General features: G+C 66.0%; 14 protein-coding genes. 7 read left to right on the forward strand and 7 right to left on the reverse strand.

Annotation, left to right across the window (positions count from 1 at the left end; genetic code table 11):
• Positions 1-92 precede the first annotated feature (92 nt).
• Positions 93-878 carry an inositol monophosphatase family protein gene (locus DVB37_RS18490; RefSeq protein WP_046804166.1) on the reverse strand — a complete coding sequence of 262 codons (786 nt, stop codon included), beginning with the start codon at positions 876-878 and terminating at the stop codon, positions 93-95.
• A 130-nt stretch (positions 879-1,008) separates the two neighbouring features.
• Here DVB37_RS18490 and DVB37_RS18495 point away from each other — a divergent pair, with 130 nt between their 5' ends.
• Complete coding sequence (locus tag DVB37_RS18495) at positions 1,009-1,800, forward strand: RNA methyltransferase (protein ID WP_120156397.1); 792 nt, start codon at positions 1,009-1,011, stop codon at positions 1,798-1,800.
• A 73-nt stretch (positions 1,801-1,873) separates the two neighbouring features.
• Here DVB37_RS18495 and DVB37_RS18500 read toward each other — a convergent pair whose 3' ends face one another.
• Positions 1,874-2,863: a tripartite tricarboxylate transporter substrate binding protein gene (locus tag DVB37_RS18500; RefSeq protein WP_120156398.1), complete on the reverse strand. Its 990-nt coding sequence runs from the start codon at positions 2,861-2,863 to the stop codon at positions 1,874-1,876.
• A 160-nt stretch (positions 2,864-3,023) separates the two neighbouring features.
• Here DVB37_RS18500 and DVB37_RS18505 point away from each other — a divergent pair, with 160 nt between their 5' ends.
• Complete coding sequence (locus DVB37_RS18505; protein ID WP_120156399.1) at positions 3,024-3,785, forward strand: IclR family transcriptional regulator; 762 nt, start codon at positions 3,024-3,026, stop codon at positions 3,783-3,785.
• 102 nt (positions 3,786-3,887) lie between these two features.
• Here the strand turns inward: DVB37_RS18505 and DVB37_RS18510 are convergent, their stop codons facing one another.
• The 5 genes from DVB37_RS18510 to DVB37_RS18530 form a co-directional block, all read right to left on the reverse strand.
• Positions 3,888-4,733, reverse strand: a complete 846-nt coding sequence (locus tag DVB37_RS18510) for a mechanosensitive ion channel family protein (RefSeq protein WP_120156400.1) — start codon at positions 4,731-4,733, stop codon at positions 3,888-3,890.
• 108 nt (positions 4,734-4,841) lie between these two features.
• On the reverse strand, positions 4,842-5,954 hold the full coding sequence (locus DVB37_RS18515; protein ID WP_162941242.1) for a DUF1513 domain-containing protein: 1,113 nt from the start codon (positions 5,952-5,954) through the stop codon (positions 4,842-4,844).
• Positions 5,944-6,972 (reverse strand): imelysin family protein, encoded by a 1,029-nt coding sequence (locus DVB37_RS18520; RefSeq protein ID WP_120157566.1) that lies wholly within the window; start codon positions 6,970-6,972, stop codon positions 5,944-5,946. The genes DVB37_RS18515 and DVB37_RS18520 overlap by 11 nt, the downstream gene beginning before the upstream one ends.
• Positions 6,973-7,133: 161 nt before the next feature.
• A complete protein-coding gene (locus DVB37_RS18525) occupies positions 7,134-8,651 on the reverse strand; it encodes a di-heme oxidoredictase family protein (protein WP_162941243.1) in 1,518 nt (505 codons plus the stop codon).
• Positions 8,648-9,946 (reverse strand): imelysin family protein, encoded by a 1,299-nt coding sequence (locus tag DVB37_RS18530; RefSeq protein WP_120156402.1) that lies wholly within the window; start codon positions 9,944-9,946, stop codon positions 8,648-8,650. The genes DVB37_RS18525 and DVB37_RS18530 overlap by 4 nt, the downstream gene beginning before the upstream one ends.
• Before the next feature lie 211 nt (positions 9,947-10,157).
• On the opposite strand from DVB37_RS18530, the gene DVB37_RS18535 reads away from it, so the two are divergent.
• The 5 genes from DVB37_RS18535 (at position 10,158) to DVB37_RS18555 (ending at position 15,458) form a co-directional block, all read left to right on the forward strand.
• A complete protein-coding gene (locus tag DVB37_RS18535) occupies positions 10,158-11,084 on the forward strand; it encodes a LysR family transcriptional regulator (protein ID WP_046804208.1) in 927 nt (308 codons plus the stop codon).
• A gap of 105 nt (positions 11,085-11,189) precedes the next feature.
• Positions 11,190-11,990 carry a class II aldolase/adducin family protein gene (locus DVB37_RS18540; RefSeq protein ID WP_104144226.1) on the forward strand — a complete coding sequence of 267 codons (801 nt, stop codon included), beginning with the start codon at positions 11,190-11,192 and terminating at the stop codon, positions 11,988-11,990.
• A gap of 129 nt (positions 11,991-12,119) precedes the next feature.
• Positions 12,120-13,079, forward strand: a complete 960-nt coding sequence (locus DVB37_RS18545) for a tripartite tricarboxylate transporter substrate binding protein (protein WP_120156403.1) — start codon at positions 12,120-12,122, stop codon at positions 13,077-13,079.
• 141 nt (positions 13,080-13,220) lie between these two features.
• Positions 13,221-14,210, forward strand: a complete 990-nt coding sequence (locus tag DVB37_RS18550) for an NAD(P)-dependent oxidoreductase (RefSeq protein WP_120156404.1) — start codon at positions 13,221-13,223, stop codon at positions 14,208-14,210.
• A 240-nt stretch (positions 14,211-14,450) separates the two neighbouring features.
• Entirely contained in the window at positions 14,451-15,458 is a 1,008-nt protein-coding gene (locus DVB37_RS18555; RefSeq protein ID WP_046804176.1) for an ABC transporter substrate-binding protein, read from the forward strand.
• The last annotated feature ends 32 nt before the right edge of the window (positions 15,459-15,490 follow it).

The following is a 15,490-nucleotide window of genomic DNA, read 5'->3' on the forward strand; positions in this document are numbered from 1 at the left end:
CAGCCATGTGCATGGCTTGTGTTCGCCGTGCGAGGGCCATAAAAAAACCGGCCCGAAGGCCGGTCTGTTGCAGGCCGCATCGGCCCGCGCGATCAGGCGGCGGACGGCGGGTTCAGCGACGTCAGCAACTGCGTGAAGATCTTGGGCGTGGCGGCCAGGACGTTGCCGCTGTCCATCCAGCCTTGTTCGCCGTCGAAATCGGCGATCAGGCCACCGGCTTCCAGCACCATCAGGCTGCCGGCGGCCAGATCCCAGGGCTTCAGGCCCACGCCGCAGAAGCCGTCCAGGCGGCCGCTGGCCACGTAGGCCAGGTCCAGCACGGTGGAACCCATGCGGCGCACGCCCGTAACGCTTTCGGCCATATGGCGGAAACGCTGCGAACCCTGTTCGGGATCGCCGGCGTTGGGCCAGTGCGCGCCCAACAGGGCTTCGTGGTAGCGGGTGCGGCCCGAGACGCGCACGCGGCGGTCGTTCAGGAAGGTGCCGCTGCCACGGCTGGCCGTGAACAGTTCATTGCGCGAGGGGTCATAGATGACCGCTTGCGTGACCTGGCCGCGCTGGGTCAGCGCGATCGACACGGCGTAGTTGGGCAGGCCGTGGATGAAGTTGGTGGTGCCGTCCAGGGGATCAATGATCCATTGGAATTCAGCCTGGTCGGGACCTTGCAGCCCGAATTCCTCGCCCAGCACGGCATGGTCCGGGTAAGCGGCATGCAGTGTCTCGACGATGGACTCCTCGGCGGCGCGATCGACTTCCGTGACATAATCGCGCGGCCCCTTGCGAGCCACGCTGAGTCGTTCCAAATCCATGCTGGCACGGTTGATAATGGTGCCGGCACGCCGGGCCGCCTTGATGGCGATGTTGAGCATCGGGTGCATAAAATTCCGTACGTATGCGGTGGGTTCGCGTGATGATAGGCCACTTGCCGCCCCCCCGAATCGTCGTCGCCCCAACGGGGAAATCGACCCAAAAAACCAGGAAGGCGTGAAGCCAAACGCGCCATTTTAAATGACTCAAGCATTTTCACGTGTTCGCTTCATTATGGTGAACCCCAGCCACCCCGGAAACGTGGGTTCGGCGGCCCGCGCCATCAAGACAATGGGCTTCTCCGAATTGGTCTTGGTAGAGCCTAAATTTCCAGATGTAACCAGCCAGCCCGAAGCCGTGGCTTTGGCCAGCGGCGCGCTGGACGTGCTGGAAAACGCGCGCATCTATCCGTCGCTGGAAGAAGCGCTGGCGCCCGTGACCATGGCGTTTGCCCTGACCGCGCGCGTGCGCGACCTGGGTCCTCCGCCCTGCGACATCCGTCAGGCGGCCGACCTGGCCCGCGCGCATCTGGCCGGCACAGCCGAAGGCGTGGCCGCCGTGGTGCTGGGCACCGAACGCGCCGGGCTGACCAACGCGCAGATCGCGCTGTGCCATCGCATTTGCCACATTCCCGCCAACCCGGAATACAGCTCGCTGAACGTGGCCCAGGCCTTGCAGCTGGCCGCCTGGGAGCTGCGCTACGCCCTGCTGGTGGAACAAGGCGCGGCGCTGTTGCCCGCGTCGACCGCGCAAGAGCCGTCGCGCGGCGCCGAGCCCGCTTCGGGCGAGGCCGTGCAGGCGTTCCTGGCGCATTGGGAAGAAGCGCTGATCGGCGTCCAGTTCCTGGACCCGGCGCACCCGAAGAAGTTGATGCCGCGCATGCGCCACCTGTTTTCGCGGCCGGCGTTGACGCGCGACGAAGTGGACATGATGCGCGGCGTCTGCACCGCCATGCTGGCCACCGCTCGGCGCAACGGCGGCGCAAAAAAATAGGGACGGGCGCAAGGTCCGTCCCTTTGGGATCACAGCCCCGGCAGCAACTGGTGCTGGCCGGGGTGTCCCGCTATCAGTCCACCTTGGCGCCCGAGGCCTTGACCACCGGGGCCCAGCCATCGACTTCCGACTTGATGAACGCGCCGAATTCAGCCGGCGTGGTCTTCACGCCCACGGCGCCCAGCTTTTCATAGCTGGTCTGCACGGAAGGCTTGTCCAGCGCTTTCTGCATGGCGGCATTCAGCGTGTTGATCACTTCCGGCGGCGTGCCGGCCGGGGCCAGCAGGCCGAACCAGGAGGACACGTCAAAATCGGTAAAGCCCGATTCCTTCATGGTGGGCAGGTCCGGCGCGCTCTTGGAGCGGTCGCTGGTGGTGACGGCCAGGGCGCGCAGCTTGCCCGATTGGGCGTGCGGCCATGCCGACGGCATGTTGTCGAACATGAATTGCACTTGGCCGCCGATCAGGTCGGTCATGGCCGGCGCGCTGCCCTTGTAGGGCACGTGCAGCACGTCAATGCCCGCCTTCATCTTGAACAGCTCGCCCGCCATGTGGATGGAGGTGCCGCTGCCCGACGAGGCAAAAGCCAGCTTGCCCGGATTCTTCTTGGCGTAATCGACCAGTTCCTTGACCGACTTGACCGGCACTTCCGGGTTCACGACCAGGATGTTGGGCACTTTGGCGCCCAGGGCGACCGGGGCGAAGTCCTTGGTCAGATCGAACGTGACGTTCTTGTACAGCGTCTGGTTGATGGCGCTGGTGACGGCCACGAACAGCAGCGTGTAGCCATCCGGGGCGGCGCGCTGCACCTGATCGGTGGCGATGTTGCTGCCGGCGCCCGGCTTGTTTTCAACCACGAACGACTGGCCCAGGGCCTCGGTCAGTTCCTTGGCCATGATGCGGGCGATCACGTCGGTGGTACCACCGGCGGAAAATCCGACCACGATGCGGACGGGTTTGTCAGGGTATGCGGCATGGGCGGAACCCATTGCGAACGCGCTTGCGGCGGTAGCCAGAAGGGTGGCGGCAAAACGCCGCAGGCCAGGCTTTTGACCTGTAGTCATAGTGTCTCCGTGCAGGTACTGTCCATTAGATGGACGATTCGAATTATTTGATGACGCATTTTGAGCTATACACGACGGTTGCATCAAGGTAGAGTCCACGCTACGGACAATGGTTTTCCCTTGACCGTTCCGCAATAACCCTAAGTTTTCAGAGATTTGCATGCAAGACAGTGATGCCGCGGCCGCAGGCCCACGTACGTTGCGGCGCGGACTTGCCGTGCTGGCCGCCCTGCGCGACCAAGGGCCCGACGGCCTCAGCGTGACCGATATCGCCCGCTTGACGGGCATACAGCGCCCCACCATCTACCGCCTGTTGGCCGCCCTGTTGGACGCCGGCTTGGTGCTGCCCGTGACGGGCACCAAGAAATATCGCGCCCAGCTGGCCGTGGACCCCGACACCCGCTCGCGCGATCCGCGCGTGCGTCAACTGCTGCCCGTGCTGCGCCGCCTGGCGGACCGCACGGGCGACGCCGTGTTCCTGGTGGTGCGCGACGATGATGATTCCATCAGCCTGCATCGCGAAATCGGCAGCTACCCGGTGCAGATCCTGGCCACCTACGCCGGCAAGCGCCAGCCGCTGGGCGTGGGCTCAGGCGGCATGGCGCTGCTGGCCGCGCTGCCGGACGACATTGCACGCAGCATCGTCGACCGCAATTCGGGCCGGCTGGACGAATACGGCGGCATGACGCCGCAGGAAATGTACCGGCTGATCGACAACACCCGCGCGCGCGGGTATTCCGTGGTGGGCAATCACGCGGTGCGTGGCGCGCTGGGCGTGGGTTGCGCGCTGCTGGATTCGCACGGCTCGCCGCTGCTGGCCGTCAGTGTCACGGCCATCATCGACCGCATGCCGGCCCAGCGTCAGCGCGAGATCGCGGGCTGGATCAAATCGGAACTGGCGCGGCTGGCGATGCAGGCTTGATGGCGAGCCAGAGGGTGGACCAGATGGCGGACGCCTTCTTGGCCGCATGAAACAACGGGCGCCCGAAGGCGCCCGTTTGCATGCTCGACAAGCCGGCGACCATCAGGTGGCCGCGTCCGCCTTGCCGGCAGTCTTGGGGTTCTGGATTTCGCGCAGCGGAATCGGCGGCTGAAAACCGGCCGCTTCCAGCGAGGTGCGGATTTCCTGGTACAGGCCCCAGCGCAGATCCCAATACTTGCTGGATTCCGCCCACACGCGCACGTTCACGATGACGCCGCTTTCCTTGTACTCAAACACCTTGATCTGCGGCTCCGGATCCATCAGCGCATCCGGGCGCGCGGCCACGATTTCCTTGAGCTTGTTCATCACCTGATCCAGGTCGTCGCCATAGCGCACCGGCACCGGGATATCCAGGCGGCGCGTTTTGTTGCGGCTGTAGTTGGTGATGGTGGCGTTCCAGACGGTGCTGTTGGGCAGCGTCAGGTGGATGCCGTCGCCTTGCACCAGCCGGGTCAGGAACAAGCCCACTTCGGCCACCGTGCCATCGGCGCCGGAGCTCAGGGCGATGTATTCGCCCGCGCGGATGGGGCGCAAGATCAGCAGCATGATGCCGGCCGCGATGTTTTGCAGCGTACCTTGCAGCGCCAGGCCCACAGCCAGACCGGCGGCGCCCAACACGGCGATCAAGCTGGCCGTTTGTACGCCGAATCGCGCCAGCACGGCGATGACGGTAAAGATGCGCACGGCCCACACGACCGTGCTGTAGAACATCGGCACGATGGTCGGGTCGATCTTGGTGGAACGCGTGGACGCGCGCCGCACCCACCTTCCCAGCAGCGACGACACCCACCACCCGATGATCAGGATCAGCAGGGCCACCGACAGATTGATGCCCATATCAACCAGCCTGGGGGCCCAGGCGTGGAATTCGTTCAAGGCGTCTTCCATGGAATTTTCCACAAAAAATAACAACCGAAAACTGTATCAGATGACGCCGACGCAAAGGGGCGCGGCGCGGGCTTGCTATGTCAAGCTTTGTAAGTGCCGTGCGCAGTGTCAGGCTTTGACGACGCGGAAGTGGTTGTCCCAGGACAGCTCGCGCGAAGGCGGCAGCACCGGTGCCTGGTAACCCGTGGCATCGGCGCGCAGCATGGCGCCCAGGCCGCTGCTGATCAGAAACCCGGTTTCGGGCGCGGGCGCCACGCCGCACCCGTCGGCCAATGGCGTCGTGCCCAGGCAGCGGCCGCTGGCCGCGTCCCAATACATCACCTGCCCGCCCACCGGGCTGGACGTGGCGATGACGCCGCCCGCCGCATCCACCGTGACCGACCCGACGTAGTTGCGCATATTGCGCAGCGTCTCGGCCGGCCCCTCGAACAGTTCCAGCGGCGCGCCGCGCCGATGCCGCCCGACCAGCGCGGGCCGATCCGATGCCGGTCCCATGTACTGGCAGCCGAACCACACGCAGCCGTCGGCCGCCAGCGCCAGATGCCGGATCGACAAGCGATGCAGCGTGGGCGGCAGCTCCACCTTTTCAAGCAACCGGCCACTGGCCGCGTCGATATAGGCCAGCGATGGCCGCATCGTGTCCAGGTTCAGTTCCAGCTTGCCGTAATCGGGATGCGTCAGGATGCCGCCGTTGGCGACGCACAGCGTCTTGCCGTCCGGCATCAATACGACTTCGTGCGGACCGATACCGGCCGAATCGAATTCGCCGATTCGGCGCCACTCGCCGCCCGGCGAGGCATCGTAGATGCCCAGCACACCGCGCCCGCCTTCGAAGTCGTTTTCCGTGGCGGCCAACAGGCGCCCGCCATCAATAAACGCGCCATGTCCGAAAAAATGGCGTTCGTCCGGCACAGGCAAGGCCTGTGGCTGGCCCTTGTCACGCAACGAAAACGCCACGGCAAAAAAGCCCGGCTGGCGGCCGAACACCACCGCGCGCTGGCGCGCGGCGTCGATGGCAAAGCTATGGCCGCGCGCGGGCATCGGCACCACCAGACGGTCGTGCCCGGCCTCGTCCAGCAACACGGCTTCGTCGCGGCCGCCGCGCTTGCGCGCGCTGAGATACAACGCGCCGCCATCGGCGGGCAGCACCGCCCGGGCGGCGTTGGGCGACAAGCCCAGCGCCGTGGCCAGCATCAGGAAGCGGCGGCGGTCAATCACCATCAAGCGCATTGAACCCGATGGTGACACCCAGCGCCGGGGCCAGATCCTGGTCGACGATGGCCTTGGCGTTCTGGATGGTCAGCGAGGCCAACAGCAACAAGCGTCGCCCTTCTTCGTCTTGCAGCGCGGCGTCCAGCGGGGCGGGCACGGCTTGCAAGGTCTGGGCGGCGGACTGCAATTCGCCGCGCACGGACACATCCATCCAGTCGCTGCCGGCGGGCAAGGCATAGGCGCCCGCCTGATAGAACGCCCTCAAGCCATCCAGATTGGCCGCCAGCAAGCGCGTGGACATGCCGCTGCGCCAGAACGCGGCGCGCTTGGGCCGCGCGGCGTCGGGGGATTCGCCCAACACCGGCAGGATCTTCACGTCGCGGGCAAACTGCAAACCGGTCGACAAGGCCTTCATGGCCTCGGCGGCAATTTCCTGGGGGTCGCGGTACAGGTCGTTGCCGGCTTGCGGCTTGGCGAACTGGCGGCCGAACTCGCCTTGCGGGCTCCAGGCCTGGGCCACATCGCGCGATATCGTCGTAACGTTGGCGGCTACCGCGCGGGCATAGCCGCAGGCGTAGGCAAAGGTCGGCGCGCCGGTCTGCTTGAGCAGCGCGGGGTCGCCGTACAGCACGTATTCCAGCGCGGGCAGGCCCTGCACCGCCACGCTGCGGCCCGCCAGCGCGCCGGGCGCGAGCAAGGCGGCGTCTTGCGCGGCGATCAACTGCTGCACCTGGCGCGGCATGACGCCGCGCGTGTCGGGCCAGAACGCCAGCCGTTCAAAGCGGTTGGCTTGCACCAGCGGGCCAAAACGCAGAATCTCGACGCCGGACCACGCCAGCGCCAACTGTGTATAGGCGTCGGCCACGCGCGTGGCGCCGGCGGCATCCGGCTTGGCGCACCAGCCGCCCAGCGCGCCATCCAGCGCGGCGGCGGCATCCACCATCTTGCTGACGGCCGGGCGGGCGTAGTCGCGTGCCAGCCGCTCGCCCAGGTCCGGGGAAAGTTGCGCCTGCACGGCCAGCGGCATGGCCAGCAGCGCGGCCGCCAGGGTGGCCTTCGATGCCAAGGATTTCAATGCAAAGGCGTTCAGCGCGGTGGACTTCCATGCGGCGCTCTTCGTCACCAGGGCATTCCACGCAATCGCCCTGCCCCGCGCAGCCTTAACCCCCGCTTGCGTCATAGATGCCATCACAACGACTCCAGGAAACGAATCAGATCAGCGCGTTCGTCCGGCGTCATCGCCACGACGCGATCGCGCGCGGGTTTGCCCGCGCCGCCATGCCACAGCACCGCTTCCAGCAGCGTCCGGGCGCGCCCGTCGTGCAGCCACGTCGCCGTGGGATTCACGGTCTTGGTCAGGCCGATGCCCCACAGCGGCGGCGTGCGCCACTCGCGGCCGGTGGCCTGGCCGTCGGACACGCCATCGGCCAGGTCATCGCCCATGTCGTGCACCAGCATGTCGGTGTACGGCCAGATCAGCTGGAACCGGTGTTCCGGCTGCTTGGCGTTGCGGCTGGTCACGTACTTGGGCACGTGACACGCTACGCAGTTGGCTTCGTAGAACAGCTTCTTGCCGGCCAGCACGCGCGCGTCGTCGGCGTCGCGGCGCTGCGGCACCGCCAGGTTGGTGGAATAGATGGTCACGAAGTCCATCAGTTTGGCCGGCACCTCTTCCGGACCAAAGCGCGACTGCGCGCCATGCGGCATATCCAGGCACTGCTTTTGCGCGGGCGTGCAATCGCCCGAATGTTTCGGGAACAGCGGCGTGGACAGGCCCATGTCGTTGGAGAACGCGGCGGCGCTCTGCTGTTCAACGGTGGGCTGGCCCGCCTTCAGATTGAAGCGGCCCAGCACGCGCTTGCCGCTGCGCGCGTCGGTCACCCAATTCGGCTTGCCCACGATGCCGTCGCGCTTGTCCGCGCCCACGTTGGCCAGGATGTCGGCTTCGTGTATGGATTCCAGCAAGCCCAACCCGATCATGGGCGGCGCCAGGCGCGGCGAAATCTGCGTGTCGGCGCGCAGGGGGCCATAACCCGGGTTTTCGATGCGATACGTGGGCTTCATCAACGTGGCCGTCTCGCCGCCGTTCAATGCCACCGCGATGGGCGCGTATTCGATTTCCATGCGGCCTTCGGCCGGCAGCCCCGCCACCGCGAAGTTCTGCAATTGCACGCCGTAGACGGGTTCGGGCAACTCGGCCAATTCGCCCGGCGCCAGCGTCGGATGACCACGGTCCGGGCCGCGCGGCACCGCAAGGCGCAACAGCAGCGCCACGGCGTCGGTGCGTTCCAGGGGGTCGAAGCCTGGCACGGTGCCACGCCCGTCCTTGGTGTGACAGGCCTGGCACGAGCGCGCGTTGAACAGCGGCCCCAGGCCATCGGAGGCCTGCGTCGATGCCGGCGCCGACACCCAGTCCTTGCGGAACAGGCCGTTGCCCACCTGAAATTCCTGGCGGCCCTCGAAGCTCATGTTGGCCGAGGGCTGGGAAAAGATATCGGCGTTGATCAGCTTATTGGTGGTTGCCGCCCCAGCCTGCATGGTCTCGAAGGTTTCAACCTTGGAGAAATCGCGCGTGGGCGCGGTGATGGCGGTGACGCGTTTTTGGTCTTCGGGCGTTAAGTCGTCACGCCCGGCAGTAACTTCGGTGGCAGCGGCGGCGGCGGCGCAGGCCGACGCCGCCAGTACGGCGGCTAGAACGAGTTTCACTTGAATACGGCGTCAGGTTTATCCAGGCTGTCGGAACCTTCGATGGCTACCTTGCCAAGCTCAAGCAACGTGATCACGCGTTCCAGGCTGCGGGTCTGGTCCACCAAGCCGTCGATGGCGGCCTGCACCACGGCGTTGCCTTCCTTATTGCCGTCCGCGATCATCTGGTCGTAGGTTTCGACCGTTTCGGCGCGCGTCTTCATGGCCTGCATGGCCGCCACAGTGGCGTCCAGCTTGGCGCGCACTTCGGCGTCCAGCTTGGGATCGCGCGCCTTGACCAGTTCAGACAGGCTGGCGCCCGTGACCTGCTTGCCGTCGATGCGGGTGTAGGTGCCCAGGTAGACGTTACGGATACCGATCTGGTCGTAGTAGTGCGAATTGTGGGTGTTGTCCGAGAAGCAATCGTGCTCTTCTTCGGGGTCGTGCAGCATCAGGCCCAGCTTCATGCGTTCGCCGGCCAATTCGCCGTACGACAAGCTGCCCAGGCCGGTCAGCATGGCGATCAGGCCCGCCTTGGGATCTTCTTCCACGGCCTTGCGCGCCGCGCCGTCCTTCTTCCAGTTGCCGACCATTTCTTCCAGGTCGGCCACCAGCAGGTCGGTCACGGCCTTCAGGAATTGCACGCGGCGTTCGCAGTGGCCGCCCGTGCATTGCTTGGTGTCGAAGTCGGTATGCGGGCGGTTGCCCGAATGGCGTTCTTGCGGCGTGCCCTTGCGGTCCGCCGGCGCCGGGCCGGTACCGTTCAGGTCCTGGCCCCACAGCAGGAATTCGATGGCGTGATAGCCGGTGGCCACGTTGGCTTCGTTGCCGTCGGCTTCGTGCAGCACTTCGGACAACAGCTGCGGCGTGATCTTGCTGACGTCCACCGTCTTGCCGCCGACCGAAATCTTTGAATTGGCGATGACGTTGACGGCGTAGTAGGCGTTTTCGTCGTTGTCGGTGCCGTACGAGGCATCCACATAGTCGATCAGGCCTTCGTCCAGCGGCCAGGCATTCACGCGGCCTTCCCAGTCGTCGACGATGGGGTTGCCGAAGCGATACGCCTCGGTCTGCTGGTAGGGCACGCGCGCGGCCAGCCAGGCTTCGCGGGCGGCCTTCAGCGTGTCGGGGCTGGGCTTGGCGATCAGCGCGTTGATGGCAGAGCGCAGCGTCTTGGCGGCGGCCAGCGAATCTTCATAGCCCGCCAGCGCCAGATCCGAATAGGTGGCGACGACAGCACGGGGTTCCGCCGCCGCGTGGGCCGTTCCCCCGAATACCGCTGCGGCCAACACCGCCCCCAACAACAACTTGCGCATCGACTTTCTCCCGTGACTCGAACGGTGTCCGCCCCCGCGGCGGGCCGTTCCGACTTCAATTTTGTGGATGCGAGTGTAAACAATTTTCGTTTGATGTTCAGCGCCAAGTCAGATACCTGACATTTTTTTTGAACGACATCCGCGCAAAAAAATGCGCGCCACCAAAGCGTGCCGCTACTATCCCGCTATTACCGTCCCCGTTTTGAAGACCATGGAACTGCGTCAACTCCGCTACTTCGTGCGCGTGGCCGAACTTGGCAGCATCGGCCGGGCAGCGCGCGATCTGGGCGTGGTGGCCTCGGCGCTAAGCCAGCAGATCAGCCGACTGGAAAGCGAATTGGCGACGCGCTTGCTGATGCGCACGCACACCGGCGTGGTGCCCACCGCCGCCGGCACCGCGTTCCTGCGCCAGGCCCGGCTGACACTGCGGCACGCGGAACACGCCGTGGCCGCCGCGCGCGAGGCCCGGCTGTCGGGCATGGTCAGCGTGGGCTTTGCGCCCACCACAGCATCCATGTTGGCCCGGCCGTTCTACGCGGCCATGGCCGAACGCTATCCCAACGTGCGGCTGCATCTGGTCGAAGGCTTGTCCGGCAACCTGGGCGACCAGCTGAACAACCGGCGTCTGGACCTGGCGGTGCTGTTCCAGAATGACAGCAGCCAGGGCCGCAGCGCCATCCCGGTGCTGGACGAAAAATTGTTTCTGCTGGCCCAGCGCGGCGTGTTCGCCTTGCCCGACGGCGAACCCGCCACCATCGACCAGTTGGCCGGCCTGCCGCTGGCCGTGACCAGCAAGGCCCATGGCCTGCGCGCCTGGGTAGAAGCCGCCTTCGAACGCGTCGGCATCGAGCCCTGGGTGGCGGTGGAAGTGGACGGGCTGACGACCTTGATGGACCTGGTGCAGGCCAACCCCATCGCCACCATCCAGCCGGGCGCCGCCGTGGCGCGGGCCGAGGCCGGGCTGTTGAACATGCACCCCATCGACGACCCCTTCCTGTACCGCCGCAACGCCGTCTACTGCATCAACGACGAAGAACTATCGCCCGCCGCGCTGGCCGCGCGCGTGGTGCTGGTGGACGTGATGCGTGCGCAGGTGCGCCACGGCGGCTGGCCCGGCGCCACCCTTCTGGATTCGTGATGCCCCCATGCCGGGCGCAGGGCTAGGCCGCGCCAGGTCACACGCATACATTGCATTGGTGAACGCCGTGGCATGGTGCCGCGGCAACGGACCTCTGCAAAGCTGATGACCACTGACTCCCGACGCCCGGGCACGCTTCCCATTGCTTCCATGCGGCCGCACTGTTCCGACCAGGAATGGCAGGCCCGTGTCGATCTGGCCGCCTGTTACCGGCTGGTCGAGCTTTACGGCATGGCCGACATGATGGCCAACCACATCTCGGCCCGCGTGCCGGGCGAAGACAATGCGTTCCTCATCAACCCCTACGGGATGATGTACGAAGAGATCACGGCGTCCAGCCTGATCAAGGTGGACCTGGACGGCACCATCCTGGCCAAGCCGGACTTTGGCGACATGCACTACGGCATCAACAAGGCCGGCTACGTGATCCACAGCGCGGTGCACGCCGCGCGCCATGACGTGGACTGCGTGATCCACACGCACAGCTGGGCGTCGATGGCTGTGGCCTCGCTGGACTGCGGGCTGCTGCCATTGACGCAGACGGCCATGCGCTTTTTGAAGATTGGCTATCACGACTACCAGGGCGTGGTGCTGGACCTGCAAGAGCAGCAATCCCTGTTGCAGGACCTGGGTCAGGGCGAAGCGTTGATCCTGCGCAACCATGGCGCGCTGACGGTGGGCCGCACGGTGGGCGAGGCCTTTAACTGGATGCATCGGCTGGAGCTGGCTTGCCGCGCCCAATTGGCGGCCATGGCCACGGGCTCGCCGCTGCGCCAGGTCAGCCCCGCCGTGCTGGAAGAAACCTGGAACAACTATCAGCCTGGCACGCGGCGCCCTTACGGCGTCATGGAATGGCCGGCCCTGCTGCGCAAGCTGGACCGCATCGACCCCGGCTTTCGGGATTGACCCCGGCGTCCTGAGCGACGACGGATTCCTGCATTGAGTCCTGCATTCGATCTTGCATTTCAATGGCGCCGGCCGACGTGGCGGCACGGCGCCGACCTATCCAAACGACAACCACGGACGGAGACAACGATGAATACTGCCCGAGCCCTGCTCGCCGCCGCAGCGGCGGCCTGCGCCTGTACCGCGCCGCCCGCCATGGCCGCCGACTACCCCGACAAGCCTGTGAAAGTGATCGTGGCGTTCACCGCCGGCGGCACCACCGACACGCTGACGCGCAGCATGTCCAACGCGCTGTCCAAGAAGCTGGAGCAACCGTTCGTGGTGGAAAACAAACCGGGCGCGGGCGGCAACATCGGTACCGAGTTCGTGGTGCGCGCGGCGCCCGACGGGCACACGCTGATCGTCAATTCCGTGGGCCCCATCGCGGTGAATGCGTCGCTGGCCAAACTGTCGTTCGACCCCTTGACCGACCTGGTGCCGATGGTGCAGATCGCCACCGTGCCCAACGTGCTGGTCGTGCCGCCGTCCTCGCCCGCCAAGGACATCAAGAGCTTTCTGGCTTACGTCAAAAAGGCGCAGCACTTGAACTACAGCTCTACCGGCGTGGGCACGTCGTCGCACTTGTCCAGCTATATGTTGATGGACCAACTGGGGGTGCAGGCCACGCACGTGCCGTACAAGGGGGCCGACGCGGTCAACGACCTGCTGGCCGGACGCATCGACTTCATGTTCGCCACCATTCCGTCGGTGATCGGGCAGATACGCGCGGGCAAGCTGCGCCCGCTGGCCGTCAGCACGCTGCAACGGTCGGCGACCCTGCCCGAGTTGCCCACCATTGCCGAGTCCGGCTATCCGGGCTTTGATGCCGGGTCATGGTTTGGCTTCTTCGGCCCGAAAGGCACGCCGCCCGAGGTGGTCACCGTGATCAACCGCGAAGTCAACGCCGCCCTGCCCTCGCTGAAGGCGCAGATGCTGCATGAAGGCGCCGAGCCCGTGGGTGGAACGCCCGCGCAGTTCTCCACGTTCATCCGCGCGGAACACGACAAGTGGGCCGCGCTGGTGCGCAAGTTCCAACCGGCCGCCAACTAAGCAGCATGCGTAAGCAGCACGCCTAAGCAGGTACATCTCCAAGCAGCCGCCCTTAGCACTCGCCCTTAAGCATTCGCCCTAAAGCATTCGCCCCTAAGTAGCCCCCCAGCAGCCGCCCACTGCGTCACCACCGAGCCATCCATGCCGCACGACGAGATCCGCATCCTTTGTTCGCCCGCCGAGGCGGGCGCGCTGCGCCAGGCGCTTGCCAGCGTTGATGCACCGCGCATCGCGCTCTGCCACCCGCAGCCCGGCGAGCCGTGCCCCGCGCACGTCGCGTTTATTTCGCGCGACATCACCGGCGCGTCCACCAAGTTCCAGATCACGCCCGACACGGCGCGTTACTATGACGCGCTGCTGTCCGCGCCTGAGCTGCAATGGGTCCATGTGCACTCGGCCGGCGCGGACCGCGACATCTATCAGCAACTGCACGCGCGCGGCGTCGCCATCACCACGTCACAAGGCGCGACCGACGCCGTGGTTGCGCAAACCGCCATCGCCGGCGTGCTGGCCTTGGCGCGCCGCCTGCCCCTGCTGGCCGCCGATCAGCGCGAACACGCGTGGCGGCCTCTGTTGGGCGATCGCACGCCACGCGATCTGGCTGGGCAACACGCCGTGGTGGTGGGCTGGGGCGGCATCGGCCAACGCATTGGCGCGCTGCTGGGCGCGCTGGGGCTGACGCTGTCGGTGGTGCGCCATTCCGCCATGCCCGTGCCACAAGCGCGCCACACCGTCACCTATGCCGACCTGCGCAGCCTGCTGCCACCGGCCGACTGGCTGGTGCTTGCCTGCCCGCTGACGCCGGCCACGCGTGGGCTGATCGACCAGCAGGCGTTGGCCGCCCTGCCCGCGCACGCGTCGGTCGTCAACGTGGCGCGCGGCCACGTCATTGATGAAGCGGCCTTGATCGACGCCTTGTCGGCGCGCCGACTGGGCGGCGCGTTCCTGGACGTGTTCCAGCAAGAACCGCTGCCGCCGGAGTCCCCGCTATGGGGTTTGGACAACGTCATCGTGACGCCGCACAGCGCGGGTTTCTCGAACGGCAATCGCGCGCGCGTGCGCGGCCTGTTCGTGGACAACCTGCGCCGTTGGGCGCGCGCAGAACCGCTGGCCAACCGTCTGGTGGGCTGACGCCGCCGCGTCCGCCAGCCTGCCGACGCCCCGCCCGGCGTTCGAACTGTCCCCTTCAGTGGTGCGTCATGCACCAAAATGGTTCACGCGCGGCACCAGCGCGAGGCCGCCGCGCGCGCCGCCCAGGGCTAACCCCACCCCGGCAAACCTGGCACGGGTTTTGCTTGATGACTGGTATGCAAGCTTGTCTACAAGGCAAGCGTCGCAACACCTTTCACAGCAAGCCCTCCAGGAGCCTTCATGATCAACCGCAATGCGCCTTTCGCCTTCAACGCCACCCGCCGCCGCCTGATCCAGGGCGCTGCCCTGGGCGCCGCGACGCTGGCCGCGCCCGCGCTGGTGCGCGCCCAGTCGGGCCCGGTGATCCGCATCGGCTTCTGGCCGGTGGCCGCCGGCCTGCCGTTCTACGCGGCCGTCGAAAAAGGCTACTTCAAGGAAGCGGGCCTGAATGTCGAGCCGCTGAAGTTCGCGGGCGCGCAGCAGGTCATGGAAGCCATGCTGGCCGGTCGCGCGGACGGTAGCGCCAACGGTACCGGCTCGGCCAACCTGGCCATCGGCGAAATCGCCTCGCCCGGCTTGTTCAAGATTTTTGCGTCCAACCCCAGCAACGCCAAGAACGTGCTGGATGAGTTCATCGTCGCGAAAGATAGTCCCATCAAATCCATAGCAGACCTCAAGGGGAAAAAGGTCGGATCTGGACCCGGCATCCAGAACGCCACGCTGGCCAAAGCAGTACTGGAGCGCGCCGGCGCAACCGGAGCAACCGTGGTCGAGTTGGCAATCAGCCAGCACGTGGCCGCGGTTGCCGCCGGCCAGTTGGATGCGTGCTACACGCTGGAACCCACGGGCACGGTGGGCCGCTTGAACGGCACCACGCGCGTGCTGGAAACAGGCGTGATCGCCAAGTACGTGCTGGGCGATCCGATGGCGCCGTGGTTTGGCGGGTCGGCTTCGCTGACCACCGCGTTCCTGAAAAAGCATCCGGAAGAAAGCAAGAAATTCATCGCGGCCTACGCGCGCGGCATCGAACTGATCCGCACCAAGCCGGCCGAGGCGCGCCCCTTCATGAAGGGCTACACCGCCATCGAAGGCCCCATGACCGAAGAAGTGCCGCTGGCCGCCTACACGCTCTACAACGAGTTCACGCCCAGCGACATCCAGTACTTCCAGAAGTTCTTCGACCTGTTCACCGAGAAGGGCATCTTCGCGCAAAAGGTCGACGTGTCGACCATGCTTTACAAGGGCTGACCCATGACAGCCACGACCGCGACTTCCGCAAC

Origin of the sequence: Achromobacter sp. B7, from assembly GCF_003600685.1 — a bacterium.
GTDB lineage: Bacteria > Pseudomonadota > Gammaproteobacteria > Burkholderiales > Burkholderiaceae_B > Achromobacter > Achromobacter spanius_B.